Source organism: Pandoraea norimbergensis (assembly GCF_001465545.3).
GTDB classification, from domain to species: Bacteria; Pseudomonadota; Gammaproteobacteria; order Burkholderiales; family Burkholderiaceae; genus Pandoraea; species Pandoraea norimbergensis.
The window spans coordinates 1,500,658-1,515,970 of the sequence record NZ_CP013480.3 but is presented as its reverse complement, the minus strand read 5'-3'; the positions used below and the strand labels follow the sequence as shown (position 1 = coordinate 1,515,970).

Below are 15,313 nucleotides of genomic sequence, written 5' to 3'. Positions count from 1 at the left end.
GCGGGCACTTTTTCAAGCGCCCACGTGCAGGCATTACGGATGCGTGAAGAACTGCGCGATCACGGCTGCACCCATGAACGTGCCGGCGTTCGCGAGGAACGACACGACCACGATGCGCCAGCCCAGCTTGCGGAAAGCAGGCACGTCCTTGGCCACCGACAGACCGGCGAAGGTCAGCATCGGGGTCACCAGCGACAGGAAGTTGATCTTGCCGGTGAACTGCTCGACGATCGGCGCGTACGGGAAGGCCGGCGACGTCAGGAACATGGCGACCAGCGACACCCAGCACACGGCCGGCACCTTGCGGCGCGTGACGTAGTACAGCGCTTCGCCCACGAGCACGGCGCCGATGATGACCAGCATGCCCGGCACACCGTCGATGAACGACGTCTTGAAGGCCATGCTGTTACCCAGCAGTGCCAGCGCGCCCGAGAACACCCAGGCGAACAAACGCGCGCCGAAGTTCATGTCGACGGTGTGCGCCTTGCTGGCTTGCTTGAGTTCCTGTGCGGCTTCGGCGTCGGCCACGGCAGCGGCTTCGGCGTTGGCACGGCCGCGCTTGGTCATGCGGCCCAGCACCGGCTCCATCACGCGATAGCCCCAGACGGCGAGCGGCAGCGAGATGAACAGCGTGAAGTACGTACCGATCGTCGTCGTGATCAGGTTCGACGCCGCGGCAAACGTGGCGACTTCCTTGGCGACTTCCGGCGTCTGCTGCGCCGCGATGGCGCCGGCAGCAGCGGCCATCATCGAACCCGAACCCACACCGGCACCCATCGCGAGCGCATGCGGGTTGAAGATGTTCAGGCTGGCGATAAAGCCGGCGAACAGCGAGATGAACACGGCACCGAAAATCGTACCGGTCAGGTACTCGGCCAACACGCCACGGCCTTCCGGCGAATCGAAGCCGTACTTTTCACCGATGATCGCGAGGCTCGGCTCACGGCCGACCGAGAAGGTCGCGCCGATGGCTTCGCGCTTGATGCCGAGCATCAGGGCGACCGGCAGGCCGAGGATGATCGTGCCGACGAAGTGGCCGAACTCCTGGAACACCAGCGCCCAACCGGCGGCCACGAGCTTGGGCAGCGAGCCGCCCACGAGCAGACCGAGTTTGGCGACGAAGAGCAGCAGCGCCGGTTGCAGAATGGCGGCAGCCTTGTGTTGCATCGACAGGTCGATCTGTGCGAAGCGCGGCAGACGTGCCGACGACAAACCGAGCGCTGCGCCGAGCAACAACGCCCAGACCATCGGCAACAGCACGATCTTGCCGTGACCGGCCTTGATGCTGATTGCGCCAATCAGTTCTGCGATCACAAGAATCACGATCGCCCATACGTACAGGCGCACGCCATCGTTGAAGGCGCCCCCTTGCGGCTTGGCCGCGTTTTGTTCCATGACTGCCATCTGGGTCTCCACTGCACTTGCTGTTGAACCGGTCCGGTGCCATCCGGTCGACCGGACGGGGTACGAACAATTCGGTGATTAACGTTGTAAGTAACCGCTGGTCAATGCTGGATCAACCGGTGGTCGAGGTAATTCGACGCGCCGTCCGCCCAACGGCTGCGGACTTCCCCCACAGCGCCTCGCAGCGACATGTTGGCACGCCTCGGTGACAGTAACAGCGCCCCGCGCAGAACCACCCGAAGGGCGGCATTATACGCGGGTAAAAAACCCGTTCAGGCCACGAATCTCGCAGGCTGAAACGGCGACGCGACAAACGGGGCCTCGCGACCCGCGCCTGACACGTTAACCTCACTTTCCAGACAACTACACGCAAGAAGACAGCACATTCTCACGGCTTGCGCGCGGCTCCCGCACGGCGGGAAACCAGCGGAAAACCGCGCGCCCTACGCGTCAAACCATCAGACGATCAGACGTAGCCGAACGGCGTTGCCGGGTTGGCAGCCGTCTCGACCCACACGCTCTTGGTCTGCGTGTATTCGTACAGGGCTTCCACGCCGCTAGAGCGACCGTAGCCGCTATGGCCGTAGCCACCGAACGGCGAGGCCACATTGATCGTCTTGTAGCCGTTGATCCAGAACGTACCGGCGTTGACCTGCGCAGCCACGCGATGCGCGCGCGCGACGTCTTGCGTCCAGACGGCACCGGCCAGACCGAACTCGCTGTCGTTGGCGATCGCCAGTGCCTCTTCTTCCGTATCGAACGGAATGGCGACCACCACCGGCCCGAAGATTTCGGTACGCGCCACGCCCATCTGATTGTTCGCGTCGGCCAGCACGGTCGGGCGCACGAAGAAGCCGCCGTCGCTGCGTTGCTGCGAACCGGCCGCGAGACGCGCCCCGCCCGCCACGCCCGCATCGATCATGTTCATCACGTGCTGATACTGGGTGCGGTTGCAGATCGGACCGACTTCGGTCGCGTCGTCCATCGGCTCGCCCACACGAATCTTTTCGGCACCGCGCGCCAGCATATCGATCATCTCGTCATACACGCCGCGCTGCACCAGCAGGCGCGACCCCGCCACGCAGCTCTGACCGGCGCTCGAGAAGATGGCCGCTTGCGCACCAAGGCACGCACGCTTGAGGTCGGCATCGTTGAACACGATATTGGCCGACTTGCCACCCAGTTCCAGCACGCTCGGCAACAGGCGCTGCGCCGCTGCCGTAGCGATCTTGCTGCCGGTCGCGGGCGAGCCCACAAACACCACTTTCTTGATGACCGGATGCGAGATCGCAGCTTGCCCGGTCGTGTGACCGAAGCCTGCGAGCACGTTGATCAGGCCGCGCGGCAGGCCGGCTTGTTCTGCCAGCGCGGCCACCGCCAGCGAGCTGGCCGGGGTCAGTTCCGACGGCTTGAGCAGCACGCCGTTGCCCATCGCAATGGCCGGAGCGAGTTGCCAGCCGCAGGTAAACACCGGTGCATTCCACGGCGTGATCTGCAACACCACGCCCATCGCTTCGCGGCGCGTGTAGTTCAGGTGCGTGCTCGGCACGGGAATCACGTCGCCGAAGAACTTGTCGGTCCAACCGGCGTAGTACTCGAACATTTCGGCCACCTTGCCGACTTCGCCACGGCAATCGCGAATCGGCTTACCTGCGCCGATCGATTCGAGCTGCGCCAGCGCTTCGGCGTTCTCGCGAACCTTCGCGCCAATGGCCTGCATGACACGGCCGCGTGCGGCGTGTGTCAGCGCCCACCAGGTCTTTTGCGCAGCTTGCGCCGCGTCGGCGGCCTGCGCCACCACGTCGGCGCCGGCGTCGCGGTAAGTCAATACCGTCTGGCCGGTCGCCGGGTTCACGATGTCGATCGTGCTCTCGCCGGTGCCCGCGACCAGCTCACCGTTGACGTACGAGCCGATGGTCGTCGCGTTGGGGAAAAACTTTGCGAATGCGCCAAGCAAGGCGGCGGCTTGGTTGTCTGCCATGAAAATACTCCGTGCGATGCACCCCGAGGCGGCCGTAGCGGCGCCTCGGGGTATCAATGAATGTGGGGAAATTAAGCGCGACCGGCTTCGATGAACTGCACGATGCGGTTGAAGTCTTCGTCATCACCGACCGACGCAGCGCTGGCCGCCCACAGGCGGCCGACTTCGGCCGACAGCGGCCCGCTATCGAGTGTGCCGGTCTGTTCAGCGAGCGCGATGGCCAAGCGCACGTCCTTGCGCATGAGCTTCATCGTGAAGCCCGAGTCGAACGCGTCGTTCAGAATCCACGTCGGGTAATTGGTCTGCGTAATGCCGCTGCGGCCCGAGCCGGCGTTCAGGCCTTCGAGCACCTGTGCGGGCTCCACACCCGCTGCCGTCGCCAGACGCATCGCTTCACCCGCCACGATCAGGTGTGCGGCGCACATCAGATTGTTGATGAGCTTGGTCACGTGACCCGCGCCCACATCGCCGATGTGCACACGCTTGGCCGACATCGTGGCCAGCACCGGCTCGATGCGGGCGATGTCGTCGACCGACCCGCCCAGCACCATCGTGAGCGTGCCGTTCAACGCGCCCTTCGGGCCACCCGAGACCGGCGCATCGACCAGCGCAATGCCTTTCTCGCGCAGCGTCGCGGCCAGCGCCCGCGTGCTTTGCGGATCGGCCGTGGACGTGTCGATCACGATCAGCCCTTCGCGGCCGTTGGCGGCAATGCCGTCGGCACCGTTCACCACGGCTTCGACAACCTGCGAGGTCGGCAGCGAGAGCACGAGCGCGTCGGCTTCACGGGTCAGTTCCGCGACCGAATTGCGCAAGCCGATGCCCGCCTCCGCCAGCGCCGCCCCGGCGGCCGGCGACGGATCGAAACCGAGCACCGTGAAGCCGCCGCGCTGTAACGACAGCGCCATGCCACGCCCCATATTGCCCAGACCGACCACTCCGATGATTTTCATGTTGACTCCAGTTTCACTGCGAGAATGGCGCCGCCCCCACGGGCAACGCCGCGTTGTTCCACCCACCGGTCTGCACCGGCGGGTTGTCTATTCATAGCACGCTATTTTTTTGGAATACTACGGAATATTCAGAGATACATCAGTGATGGTGATTCACGAACTCCAGCACCACGTTACCTGCGAACTCCGGTTCGACAACGAGGCCATGCTCGTTGTAGCCATACGGCACCCCGTTCTCGCGCCACAGCGCCTCGATGTGCGCGAGGTCCGGCGCGTGCAGCGTGAGCGCCACAGCATGGGTGCGTGTGGCCTGTGCCATCGGCAACCCCACGGCGGCAAAGCGGGCCTCGGCCCGTTGCGGCGAGAGCGCCCGGAAATGCCCGCATCCGGTATCGGCCATCGCGCCGCCCTGATACAGGTCGACATGGCGTGCGCCGTAGATCCGTTGCCAGCGCGTGGCCAGTTGGCGTAGCGCCTCGGGGTCGGGTGTCACGTACGTGACGCCCACTACGCCGGTCACCCCGTTGGGATGTTGCTGCCAATCCGGCACCCAGATCAGCTCGGGCCGATGCTGGTGACAGATGAAATTCGAAGCGTCGCCGAGCCGGTCATCGACGAACAACCCCAGCGACACCACGGCTTCGTCAGGCGTGCCGTCGGGTTTCGTCATCGAGCGTCGAAAGTCGATGAAACCCTGGGTTTCGAGCCCGGCCTGCGTCAGCCGGCTATGGTCGGCGCGCGCGTCCTTGCTATGTAGCGCGACCAGCGATACGCCTTCCTCGCGAGCCAGAAAGCGGCCAAGAAACCGGCCAAAACAAAAGTCGCCCTGCGCATTCGTGCCGAACTTCCGGGCGTCGTCCACGCCGATCAGTTCGATGAAGTTGTTGCCGAACATCATCAGCGAGGTCACCGTGCCCCACGGGTGATACGACACCGGGGACGGGGTGAAGCCCATACGCTGGTAATGCGAAAGACGCCGCGGATGGTCATGCACTGTGACCAGCGGATGATCGATACCGAATCGGGTATTGCCCGGAGGAATCATCTACGGCACCTCACGTGAAATCTGGCGCGGAATCGGGCCGCCGTCGTCGGGCCTCGCCTGGGTTCGTTGCCCGTCGATGGGGCCGATCCGCATGCTTCGCAGTGTGGAGTGAAAAAAAACGACGCTCAATGACAACGCTTGAAGATTTTTGTTCTAATTATTAGTCTTTAGGGCATGACACCCGCCATCAATGAAAACCGCCTGCCCTATCTGTTCGAAGCCGTGCAGTGCGGCACTATCCGCGCTGCCGCCGACCGGCTCGACATCGCGCCGTCCGCCGTCAGCCGTCAGATCGCCCTGCTGGAGGCGGAACTCGCATTGCCGCTGATCGAGCGTCACAAGCGCGGCGTGCACCTGACCCAGGCAGGCCGCCTGCTCATGGAGTACTACCGCGAGCAGCGGGCGCACCAAGAGGACCTGCTGGCGAAACTACAAGAAGTAAGAGGGCTGCGGCGCGGCCATATCCGGCTTGCCGTGGGAGAAGGTTTCGTGAGCGATCTGATGGGCGCGCCACTGCGGTTTTTCTGCAAGCGCTACCCGGACATCACGCTCACGCTCGATCTGGCGGGCACGAACGAGGTCATGCGGGCCGTGGCCGAGGACGATGCCGATATCGGGCTCGTGTACAACCCGCCCGCCGAGCCCAAGATCGTCTCGCGCGCCCAGATGCGTCAGCCCGTGCACGCCATCGTGGCACCCGATTCGCCGTTGCGCGCCCGCCTCGCCCAGCAACCGCCGGGCACCGCGCTCAAGCTTGACGACCTGTACGACACCCCGCTCGCGCTCATGCACGGCGCGTACGGCACCCGTCAATTGATGGAACTGGCCGAGCAGGCCGAGAAGCACCGCCTGAACGCGACCGTGACGACCAACTCGATCTCGGTGCTCAAGCACTTCGTCCGCGCAGGGCTGGGCGCGACCTTTCTGCCGACGTTTGCCGTCTCGCAAGAAGTCGAGGCGGGTGTGCTGTGTGCGCTACCCGTCGATCATCCGATTCTGGCGAGCGCCGAAGCGCATCTCATCACCCGTGCGGGGCGGCGCCTTTCCGGCGCGGCCAATCGCTTGCTCACCCATCTGGCCAGCAAGATGGAGGCGTTCGGCGCCCCCGACTGATTGCCTCGTTTGCAATACCGCAGTTTGGCAGTTTGGCAGTTTGGAATAGCGCCACCAGGTTGTAGCCACGCAACAATCGGGGTACTAAGCCTTTACCCGATGTTGCGAGGCATCGAATTCGGATATAAATGAGCCATTCGAGCGAAGGTGCGCTTTGCGTAACAGCAAAAGTCTCCTTTGCGTGACAGCACCGCCAACGGTTGCCACACGCCCCCTTCGCCACCGATTCCGGTTGCACGGCCCGCGTCAGGATCGCGTCCGCTGCATCCCCAACGCCAGTGGACTGCCATGACTACGAACTCTGACGACCAGAGCGTGACGGCATCACTCGCAAGCGCCCGCGTCCCCTCACGCGGCTCGCGTTGCCCCGGCGTTCCTGCATGCCGATGTCTCACCACTCGTGACGATTTTTCAGGCTTTACCGAAACCGTAATGCGTTGTCTCCGCATGGACGGCGCGCGACGACGACGGTCATAACCACGCAAGTCGAAGGTGCGGGGCAAACGCAACCTGGGGAGCAGACCATGAAAAAGAAGCTCATCGCAGCTAGCCTGCTTTGCAGCATCGGAACGATCGCGCACGCGCAATCCAGCGTGCAACTCTATGGCCGTCTCGATGGCGGCTTTCAGTACATGAGCAACTTGCAGGACGGCAACGGCGGCACCACCTCGCGCTGGAGTGCGCAGGGCGGTGACTACGGCACGAGCCTGTTCGGCCTGCGTGGCTATGAAGATCTCGGGCAGGGATTGCATGCGGTATTCAATCTGGAAGGCGGCTTCCAGTTGATGAACGGCTACAACAACAACGGCTCGGGTTCGATCTTCGACCGGCGCGCGTTGGTGGGCTTCGTCTCGCAGGGTTGGGGGCAGTTCACGATCGGGCGCAACCTGTTCATCAGTAACGGGGTGTGGGACTTCGATCCGTTCCAGCAGCAGGCCTTCTCGTCGGCGTCGCTGGTACGCGGACGCAACTGGCCGCAAGCGAGTAACACCGTCAATTATCAGAGCCCGAACTGGTATGGCTTCGACATTGCGAGCCAGTACGCCTTCTCGAACGTCGTCGGCCAGTTCACCAGCGGCCGGGGGTTGGGCGCCCAGTTGACGTACACCCACGACCGCTTCCAGTTGCGCGCGTTGTATGACGAAATTCGCGATTCCAACGGGCGATTCACCGACGTGTTCGCGTCGTCACGCGAGTACTTCGCCGGTGCCAACGTCTTCCTGAACCGCTTCACGGTGTCGTTGGGCTACACGCACATGTCGGCACCCGATGCACCGACACCGAACTTCGCTACGCGCGCCGATCACTACTGGGCCGGCGTGAAGTATCAGGCGACACAAGTGTGGGCCGCGAATGCCGCCGTGTATCACGTCAACGTGCCGAGCTTCGGTCACGCGACGATGTTCGAATTGGGCACGACGTACAACCTCTCAAAGCGCACCTTCCTGTATGGCACGGTCGCTTACGTGTTGAACAGCGCCAACCAGAGCTTCTCGGTCGCCGCGATTCCGAGCGATTCGCTCGACAATCCGCCGCCGGGGAAGGGCCAGACCGGGGCGTATATCGGGATCTCGCACTCCTTCTGAAGTCGCGGCAGTTGCGTGACAGCGCAAGGCCGTCAAGTCGGTCGCGTCACGAAAAACCCGCCGGGCCCTTTGGGCTGCGGCGGGTTTAGCTTTGTGCACGCGGTGGTCGCGACTTTCTGCCGTCACGTATCGGGCGGAAGTCCCGGCTTAGAAGCGATACCTCGCCGAGACACCGCCCCCCACGCTGGTTTCGCCACGACGTGCGCTCATATTGCCCCCGACATGCACTTCGAGCTGCTTCTGGAACTGCACGTCAACGCCAAGATCGGCCGTGACGATGTGGGCCCCGAGCTTCGCGCTCTGTACCGTGAACGAACGCGTGGCGCCATAGAAAGCATTGGTCAGGCTGCTGCGCTTGTCGCCGAACTCGTACTCGTACGCCACGCGTAGCGAGGGGATCGCCTTGCCGCCCCCCACGTTGACCAGCTCATGCCACAGGCGCACACCGACGATGCCACGGGTTGACGTCCGCGACTGCGCGCCGATTTTCAGGGCATTCTGAGCGGTGATGTCGCCGCCACCGGTCTCATTGAAGGCGTTCACGCGTGTGGACAGAAAGCGCAGGCCCAACGTCGAATCCACGTTGATGCCGGCGACCGAATTGCGCCGTCCCACTTCACCGAAGGCACCGAAGGTGTTACCTCGTGTGTTGCCTTTGAGGCGCGGCGACACACCGCTCGTGTCGCTGCTGCGATCGGTCTTCAGGCTGTGATTGGTGTACGACGCGCCGCCGTTGACGAGCCACTGCTGGTCGCTCAGATGCGACGCGTACACGCCCAGACTGACACTGTTGACCCGGGCTTCGCCGAGTTGGTCATTGATTTGCGAGTTGTGATTGCCCACGCCCAATGAGCCGCCGACGATCGTGTTCGCACCGATTCGCGAGTCCACGCCGATGGCGCCGTTCACACCACGCACATCGAACAACCCCGTTTCGCCGTTTTGATGCGAGCGCTCGCCGGTGAACGAGGCCCAGCCGACGAGGTCTCTGCTGCCGAGGGCAACGCCCTTGCCGGTGGCGTCATCGAACGTCGCGCCGCCGCTCATCGTGCGCGTTTGCATGGCCCGCTGGAATGCACTGGCCGCCCCTTGCGCCGTCGCGGCGTCGTTCAACAGCGCCGCGCCCGAAAGCACGATGAGCGTGCGGCGCATTTCAGCCACGTCTTCGGCATTCGCCGGCGACACCGCTGTCGCGGCAAGCACAACCGCCGCCGAGAACATACCGGTGATACGAAGCGCGAACGATTGATGACTCACTGCTTTCATTTGATAACCCCTCATTTAATTCGCGAGAAATGATGAATAGCTTCATCACCTTCCAGACGGTGGCAGACGGCCATCCGTCAAGGATCGCGAATTCTATGAGGCGACTTATTGAAAGCCGGTCACCCCTGCAGTCTTTTAATACATCACCCAATCTTCAATTAAATTATTTCCCAACATTGAAAATTCCCGACATTAACTTCACGGAATGAATAGCCAATAAAAAACCCGCCGTACCCTTTCGGGAACGACGGGTTTTCCGTCCTGCATGTGCAGCGTTTGCCGCGTTCGCGCTCAGGCCACCGGCTTTCGCTTAGGCTTGACGTCGGTGCTGTCGATCTCTTCGAGCACATCGCGGAATTCCGCAATGTCTTCGAAGCTGCGATACACCGACGCGAACCGGATGTACGCGATCTTGTCCAGACGCTTGAGCTCGCGCATCACCAGTTCGCCAATGCGCTGGCTCACCACTTCGCGCTCCGCACCGGCCAGCAGCTTGTACTCGATGCGCGCAATCGCGGCATCCATCGCTTCGGCACTCACGGGGCGCTTGCGAATCGCCAACTGCATGCTGGCGCGCACCTTCGCACGGTCGTACTCCGCACGGCTGCCGTCTTTCTTGACGACGGCCGGCATCGTCAACTCGACGCGCTCATAAGTGGTGAATCGCTTGTCGCACGACGGACAGCGCCGGCGCCGCCGAATGGCAGCGCCGTCTTCCGCTTCACGCGAGTCGATGACCTGCGTGTCGTCATGCCGGCAGAACGGGCAACGCATGCGTGCGGGGCCGTCCGCTTAGCCGTAGACCGGGAAACGCTTGGTCAACTCGGCCACTTGTGCACGCACCTTGGCCAGGTTTTCCTCGTTTTCCGGGTTGTCGAGCACGTCGGCGATCAGGTTGCCGACCAGCTTGGCTTCGTCTTCCTTGAAGCCGCGCGTGGTCATGGCCGGCGAACCCAGACGCACACCGCTCGTGACGAACGGCTTTTCCGGATCGTTCGGGATCGCGTTCTTGTTCACGGTGATGTGCGCAGCACCCAGGGCGGCTTCCGCTGCCTTGCCGGTGATGTTCTTGGCGCGCAGATCGACCAGCATCACGTGCGATTCCGTCTTGCCCGACACGATGCGCAGACCGCGCGCCACCAGCGTCTCGGCCAGCACGCGAGCGTTCTTCACGACTTGCGCTTGGTAAGCCTTGAATTCCGGCGTAGCGGCTTCCTTGAACGCGACGGCCTTACCGGCGATCACGTGCATGAGCGGGCCACCCTGAATGCCCGGGAAGATGGCCGAATTGATCGGCTTCTCGAACTCGGCCTTCATCAGAATCACGCCGCCGCGCGGACCGCGCAGGCTCTTGTGCGTCGTGGTGGTCACGAAGTCGGCGTGCGGCACCGGGTTCGGGTACACACCGGCAGCGATCAGACCCGCGTAGTGCGCCATGTCGACCATGAAGTACGCGCCGACCGACTTGGCGATCTGCGACATACGCTCGAAATCAATCTTCAGCGAGAAGGCCGAGGCACCGGCCACGATCAGCTTCGGCTTGTGTTGCTGCGCGAGCTTCTCGGCAGCGTCGTAATCGATGTCTTCGTTCTCGTTCAGGCCGTAGCTGACCACGTTGAACCACTTGCCCGACATGTTCACCGGCGAACCGTGCGTCAGGTGACCGCCGTGGGCGAGGCTCATGCCCATGATCGTGTCGCCCGGCTTGAGCATGGCGAAATACACGCCCTGATTGGCTTGCGAGCCCGAGTTCGGCTGCACGTTCGCGGCTTCCGCCCCGAACAGCGCCTTCACTCGGTCAATCGCCAGTTGCTCAACGACGTCGACATATTCGCAACCGCCGTAATAGCGCTTGCCCGGATAGCCTTCAGCGTACTTGTTGGTCAGCTGCGAGCCCTGCGCTTCCATCACGGCCGGGCTGGTGTAGTTTTCCGACGCGATCAGCTCAATGTGGTCTTCCTGACGCTGATCTTCCTTCTGAATCGCGGCCCAGACTTCGGGATCGACGGCGGCAACAGTGGATTTCGATTTATCGAACATGGCGTTTGCGTTGAATTGAACAGGTTTTCCGGGAGGGGATGGCGCAGCGCATCTTCCTTTGTGCTTTGGAAGACGATAGACAGGGCAGCACCAACCATCACGGCTGCCCAGGCGAACGGCAAATAAGACCCCAGCGCTTCCCGGTGGGTTGCTCCACCTCGGGCACACAAGGCTGTGCACCCTAATCGCCAGTCACGCGGGGTTTGTGGCGTCGATAGTGTATGCGAGCTTTGGGCGTTAGGCAACCGCCCTTGCCGCCCCGCGGTTGGCGCCCTTTACCTCCCGCCGCCGCCCCGCTTTATCTCCGCTTTATCTCCGCTTTATCTCCGCTTTATCCCCTTCACACGCGCACCACAACCTTACCGAACGCCCCCCGGCGCAGGTGTGCCAGCGCCTGACCGACATCGGCGAAGTCGTACACGGCGTCGACGGCCGGCACGATTTCATGGCGATCCACGGCAGCGACCAGCGCTTCGAGCGCCCGGCGATGGCCGACGCCGATGCCCTGAATCTGTGCCCGCTTGCCCAACACGCCATAAACCGGCGCCCGCAGGGTCTCGCCGTCGAGCATGCCGATCACGGACACCTTGCCGTTAGGCGCCAGCGCCCGCATGGTCCCGGCCATATCGCCGCCGGCCAGTTCCAGTACCTGTTCGACGCCCCGCCCGCTCGTCAGCGCTAGCACCTCGTCGGCCCAGCCTTCCGTGCGCAGCACGCCATGTGTCACGCCCAGCGCCGCCGCGCGCGCCAGTTTGTCCGGGCTGCCGCTGGTCACAATCGCCTTCGCCCCATGCGCGAGCGCCAATTGCGCGCCAAACAAGGCGACCCCGCCAGTGCCGGTCGAGAGCACCGTCTGGCCCGGCTGCAACTTGTGTCCTACTTCGAACAGCGCGAACCATGCGGTCAGCCCCGCGCAGGTCAGCGTCGAGGCCGCCACGTCATCGAGCGTGACCGGCGCCGCCAGCAGCGTGTCTTCGGCAAAGACGGCATATTCACGCAGCACGCCCTGCAAGGTGCCACCGAAGACCTTGAGTCCGTCCGGTGCAGCTTCGCCGTCGATCCAGCGGTCCCAGAACGTATTGATCACCCGGTCGCCCGCCGCCAACCGTGTCACACCCTCGCCGACGGCGACCACCTCGCCCGCCATGTCCGAGCCCGGCACGAACGGGAACGTCACCGGCAAGCCCATGCCGGTGTCGATCATCAGCGCATCGCGGAAGTTGAGCGACACCGCCTTCACCTTCACCAGTACTTCACCCGGGCCAGGCTGGGGAACGTCGACCGTAGCAAGCGCCAGTGCGTTTTCGCCCAGCGTCGCCATTTGCCACTGTTTCATCGTTTTCATCGCTTGATCCTTATCTTGGGGAGCCCCACCGCACGGAAAGCGCGTCGGGTAGACAGGAATCAGCTTATTGGAGAATACTTCGAAGCAGTGATGGCAATTTATCCACTTATTGGCGACAAATTGGAATCAATTAATGGAAATCAGTGACGGATATACCCCCGACCGGCTCTCGGGCATCTCCGCCTTTGTGGCGGCGGTAGACGCAGGCAGCTTTGCCGGCGCCGCCGAGCGGCTGCATCTCACGCGCTCGGCGGTGGCCAAACGCATCGCCCGGCTGGAAGCGCGGCTGGGAGTACGGCTCTTTTACCGCACGACGCGAAGCCAGCATCTGACCGACGAAGGCGAGACGTTCTATCAACGCTGCGTCAAGGTGCTGTCCGAATTGTCGGAGGCGGAAGACGAACTGAGCGCCGGCACGCAGTCGCCGATGGGCAAGCTCCGAGTGACGATGCCAGTGCAGATCGGGCGGCAGTGCATTGCCCCGGTGCTGCTGGCCATGGCGAAGGCGCACCCGCAATTGCGTCTGGAAATGGCGTTCAGCGACCGGCGCGTGGATCTGATCGAAGAAGGTTACGACTTGGCTGTGCGCAGCGGGCGGCTCGACGACACACCCGGCCTCAAGGCGCGCTCGCTCGGCGAGCAGACGATGATCCTGTGCGCGTCACCCGGGTATCTGGCCGAATACGGCACCCCGCGCACCTTCGCCGAGTTGGCCGATCACGAACGCCTGATGTACGGCCGGGGCGGCAATCTTTACGAATGGCCGACGTTTGTGCCCTGCGCGGTGGCGAACGTCGCGCACGCCGGCGGAGGAACGCATACCGATACCGTGACGGATAACGCTGCCAATACCTCATTGCCCGCAGGCCACGCGGCCGCCGGTTTTCGCCGGGGGCGCACGGCGCGTTTCGTACTCGACGATCTCGTGGCACTGGTCACGGCGGCGGAGCAAGGGCTCGGCGTCGTTTGCATTCCGCACTGGGTAGCCGCCCTGCCGCTGAGCCACGGCACACTGGTTCGACTGATGACTGACACGCGCGCGGCCGGCACCCCGCTGCATCTCGTCTGGCCCGATACGCGCCATCCGTCGCCGAAGCTGCGCGCCGCCATCGACGCGCTAGTGTCTGCGCTCATGCCGGAATTCAAGGGCGCATAAACGGTGACTGCTGGGCAATGATGGCGCACGCGCGTGTCGGATGCGCGCGCGCCCACGCCTGCGCCGCCCACTCCCCGCCCAACAACCGCACGAGACTGTCGCGCCGGGACAGCAGGCGGTGCACCTGCTCGGGCGCATCGCATCGGCCGTGGAGAGGGCCGCCCGTCTCCGCGCGGGCAAGCTCACTGGCGGTGCTCGCCCACGGCAAGAGCGTTTCCTGATGAATTCTGCCGAGCCGATAGGCCATTTCGGCAGCCACGGCACGCGTGCCGGTCGGGTTCTTCAACGCCTCGACGACAACGTCTTCCGTGGCGTCGGGTGTGAACCCCTTCAAGCGGCGCACGAACGGCGCGTACTGTTCACCGTAAGGAAATTGCGTGAGATCGGTCAGCGCATCGGACGGCAATTCGGCCGAGAAACATGCGGCATCACGCCGGAACGTCAACGTCAGCGGCGGCAGCGCAGGCAAGCCAGTGCGTTGATTCACCGCCACCTCGTAGCCAGTGTCCTTGCAGGTGCCCTGAAATCCCATCTCCAGACACGCACCGAAGTCCACGGTCATCATGCGCGGCAAATCCTCCTTGTCGCGCCACACGCCCACGTTTTCCATGAACACGTTGCACAAGTCCCAGTTACCCAGCCAGAGCGCTGCGATGTAGTGCCGCTCCAGTTCGCATTGGTAGACGTCGGGCAACATCTCGCAGAGCAGGCCGAGCATGGCATTACGGCTTTTTAGCTCGTCCGCGTAGATCCGCGCGCATTGCGGCGAGAGTGCCCAGAACGCCGCACCCTCCTGCTTGCACAACTTGTCCATGACTCGGCCCGCCATGTGGGCGCCGATGCGCGCGCCGTCGCAGATCGTCGTGCGCTCGCTGTCTTGTGCCTGACCTACGACCGCCCGGCGCGCTTCTTCACCGATCAGCCAAAGGCCGAAGTCTTCATACGATGCCAGATAGACGCTCGCGAGATGCAGCCGGCCGGACTCGCGCGTGCCGTCGAAAGCCTCGTCGCACCCGCGCACGAGAAACGTCGTCGGGGTCGGCAACCCCATTACGCCGAAAAGACGCGACGCAAGCCATGCCTGTGTGGTGTGCCACGCATCGGGGCAACGCTTGACCACGTATTGCGTGGCATTCGAGTGAGACGCGAGTGTCATGCGCACTGCGGCGCCTGTCGCGCCCATCGGCAGTGCGTCACGCACGCGCTCTGCCGACGAGAAATCATAGGGTCCGATCGCTGGCAAGGCCGCCGCGCTGCCGTCGTGGCCAACAACAGCGTCGTGCATGCCGTGCGGCCCCATCTCCGGCAGCGCTGAGATAGCGGCATGCGGCGGCGGCAACACTTCCGGCACAGGCGAAAGGCGCGTGCCATCCGGAACGCCGTAGGTACGGGCAAGGTCAACGCGGTGCATGGCGATCCTCCAT

12 protein-coding genes and 1 riboswitch are annotated in these 15,313 nt (G+C 63.5%); of the genes, 3 read left to right on the top strand and 9 right to left on the bottom strand.

Features of this window, described 5'->3' with window-relative positions; all coding sequences use genetic code 11:
• Positions 1 to 33: 33 nt before the first annotated feature.
• The 4 genes from AT302_RS06890 to AT302_RS06875 form a co-directional block, all read right to left on the bottom strand.
• On the bottom strand, positions 34 to 1,404 hold the full coding sequence (locus AT302_RS06890) for a DUF3100 domain-containing protein (RefSeq protein WP_157125709.1): 1,371 nt from the start codon (positions 1,402 to 1,404) through the stop codon (positions 34 to 36).
• Positions 1,405 to 1,870: 466 nt separating this feature from the next.
• Positions 1,871 to 3,385 carry an aldehyde dehydrogenase family protein gene (locus AT302_RS06885; RefSeq protein ID WP_058377788.1) on the bottom strand — a complete coding sequence of 505 codons (1,515 nt, stop codon included), beginning with the start codon at positions 3,383 to 3,385 and terminating at the stop codon, positions 1,871 to 1,873.
• Positions 3,386 to 3,456: 71 nt separating this feature from the next.
• Positions 3,457 to 4,404 (bottom strand): NAD(P)-dependent oxidoreductase, encoded by a 948-nt coding sequence (locus AT302_RS06880; protein ID WP_322788729.1) that lies wholly within the window; start codon positions 4,402 to 4,404, stop codon positions 3,457 to 3,459.
• A gap of 73 nt (positions 4,405 to 4,477) precedes the next feature.
• Entirely contained in the window at positions 4,478 to 5,383 is a 906-nt protein-coding gene (locus tag AT302_RS06875; RefSeq protein WP_058377786.1) for a VOC family protein, read from the bottom strand.
• Between the two features lie 174 nt (positions 5,384 to 5,557).
• On the opposite strand from AT302_RS06875, the gene AT302_RS06870 reads away from it, so the two are divergent.
• Together AT302_RS06870 and AT302_RS06865 are read left to right on the top strand one after the other, a co-directional pair.
• Entirely contained in the window at positions 5,558 to 6,496 is a 939-nt protein-coding gene (locus AT302_RS06870; RefSeq protein ID WP_058377785.1) for a LysR family transcriptional regulator, read from the top strand.
• 524 nt (positions 6,497 to 7,020) lie between these two features.
• Entirely contained in the window at positions 7,021 to 8,082 is a 1,062-nt protein-coding gene (locus tag AT302_RS06865; protein ID WP_058377784.1) for a porin, read from the top strand.
• Between the two features lie 147 nt (positions 8,083 to 8,229).
• Here AT302_RS06865 and AT302_RS06860 read toward each other — a convergent pair whose 3' ends face one another.
• From AT302_RS06860 to AT302_RS06845, 4 genes are all read right to left on the bottom strand, one after another.
• Entirely contained in the window at positions 8,230 to 9,348 is a 1,119-nt protein-coding gene (locus tag AT302_RS06860; RefSeq protein WP_058377783.1) for an autotransporter outer membrane beta-barrel domain-containing protein, read from the bottom strand.
• Between the two features lie 291 nt (positions 9,349 to 9,639).
• Positions 9,640 to 10,122: a transcriptional regulator NrdR gene (nrdR, locus tag AT302_RS06855; protein WP_058377782.1), complete on the bottom strand. Its 483-nt coding sequence runs from the start codon at positions 10,120 to 10,122 to the stop codon at positions 9,640 to 9,642.
• Between the two features lie 18 nt (positions 10,123 to 10,140).
• The gene (glyA, locus tag AT302_RS06850; protein WP_058377781.1) at positions 10,141 to 11,388 is read right to left on the bottom strand and encodes a serine hydroxymethyltransferase; all 1,248 of its coding nucleotides are present in this window, start codon (positions 11,386 to 11,388) and stop codon (positions 10,141 to 10,143) included.
• Positions 11,389 to 11,486: 98 nt separating this feature from the next.
• Positions 11,487 to 11,594: riboswitch (ZMP/ZTP riboswitch) on the bottom strand.
• Positions 11,595 to 11,728: 134 nt separating this feature from the next.
• Positions 11,729 to 12,724, bottom strand: a complete 996-nt coding sequence (locus AT302_RS06845; RefSeq protein ID WP_058380161.1) for a zinc-dependent alcohol dehydrogenase family protein — start codon at positions 12,722 to 12,724, stop codon at positions 11,729 to 11,731.
• A gap of 142 nt (positions 12,725 to 12,866) precedes the next feature.
• On the opposite strand from AT302_RS06845, the gene AT302_RS06840 reads away from it, so the two are divergent.
• Positions 12,867 to 13,889, top strand: coding sequence for a LysR family transcriptional regulator (locus AT302_RS06840; protein WP_058377780.1), 1,023 nt, complete (start codon positions 12,867 to 12,869; stop codon positions 13,887 to 13,889).
• On the opposite strand, the gene AT302_RS06835 is transcribed toward AT302_RS06840, so the two are convergent.
• Positions 13,876 to 15,300 (bottom strand): hypothetical protein, encoded by a 1,425-nt coding sequence (locus tag AT302_RS06835; RefSeq protein WP_058377779.1) that lies wholly within the window; start codon positions 15,298 to 15,300, stop codon positions 13,876 to 13,878. The two genes, AT302_RS06840 and AT302_RS06835, sit on opposite strands and share 14 nt — an antisense overlap.
• Positions 15,301 to 15,313: the final 13 nt, after the last annotated feature.

What these genes read in the sequence shown, in the direction of transcription:
- AT302_RS06890 (WP_157125709.1), bottom strand. Translation starts at nt 1,404, where the DNA reads ATGGCAGTCATGGAACAAAACGCGGCCAAGCCGCAAGGGGGCGCCTTC.
- AT302_RS06885 (WP_058377788.1), bottom strand. Translation starts at nt 3,385, where the DNA reads ATGGCAGACAACCAAGCCGCCGCCTTGCTTGGCGCATTCGCAAAGTTT.
- AT302_RS06875 (WP_058377786.1), bottom strand. Translation starts at nt 5,383, where the DNA reads ATGATTCCTCCGGGCAATACCCGATTCGGTATCGATCATCCGCTGGTC.
- AT302_RS06870 (WP_058377785.1), top strand. Translation starts at nt 5,558, where the DNA reads ATGACACCCGCCATCAATGAAAACCGCCTGCCCTATCTGTTCGAAGCC.
- AT302_RS06865 (WP_058377784.1), top strand. Translation starts at nt 7,021, where the DNA reads ATGAAAAAGAAGCTCATCGCAGCTAGCCTGCTTTGCAGCATCGGAACG.
- AT302_RS06860 (WP_058377783.1), bottom strand. Translation starts at nt 9,348, where the DNA reads ATGAAAGCAGTGAGTCATCAATCGTTCGCGCTTCGTATCACCGGTATG.
- nrdR (WP_058377782.1), bottom strand. Translation starts at nt 10,122, where the DNA reads ATGCGTTGCCCGTTCTGCCGGCATGACGACACGCAGGTCATCGACTCG.
- glyA (WP_058377781.1), bottom strand. Translation starts at nt 11,388, where the DNA reads ATGTTCGATAAATCGAAATCCACTGTTGCCGCCGTCGATCCCGAAGTC.
- AT302_RS06845 (WP_058380161.1), bottom strand. Translation starts at nt 12,724, where the DNA reads ATGAAACAGTGGCAAATGGCGACGCTGGGCGAAAACGCACTGGCGCTT.
- AT302_RS06840 (WP_058377780.1), top strand. Translation starts at nt 12,867, where the DNA reads ATGGAAATCAGTGACGGATATACCCCCGACCGGCTCTCGGGCATCTCC.
- AT302_RS06835 (WP_058377779.1), bottom strand. Translation starts at nt 15,300, where the DNA reads ATGCACCGCGTTGACCTTGCCCGTACCTACGGCGTTCCGGATGGCACG.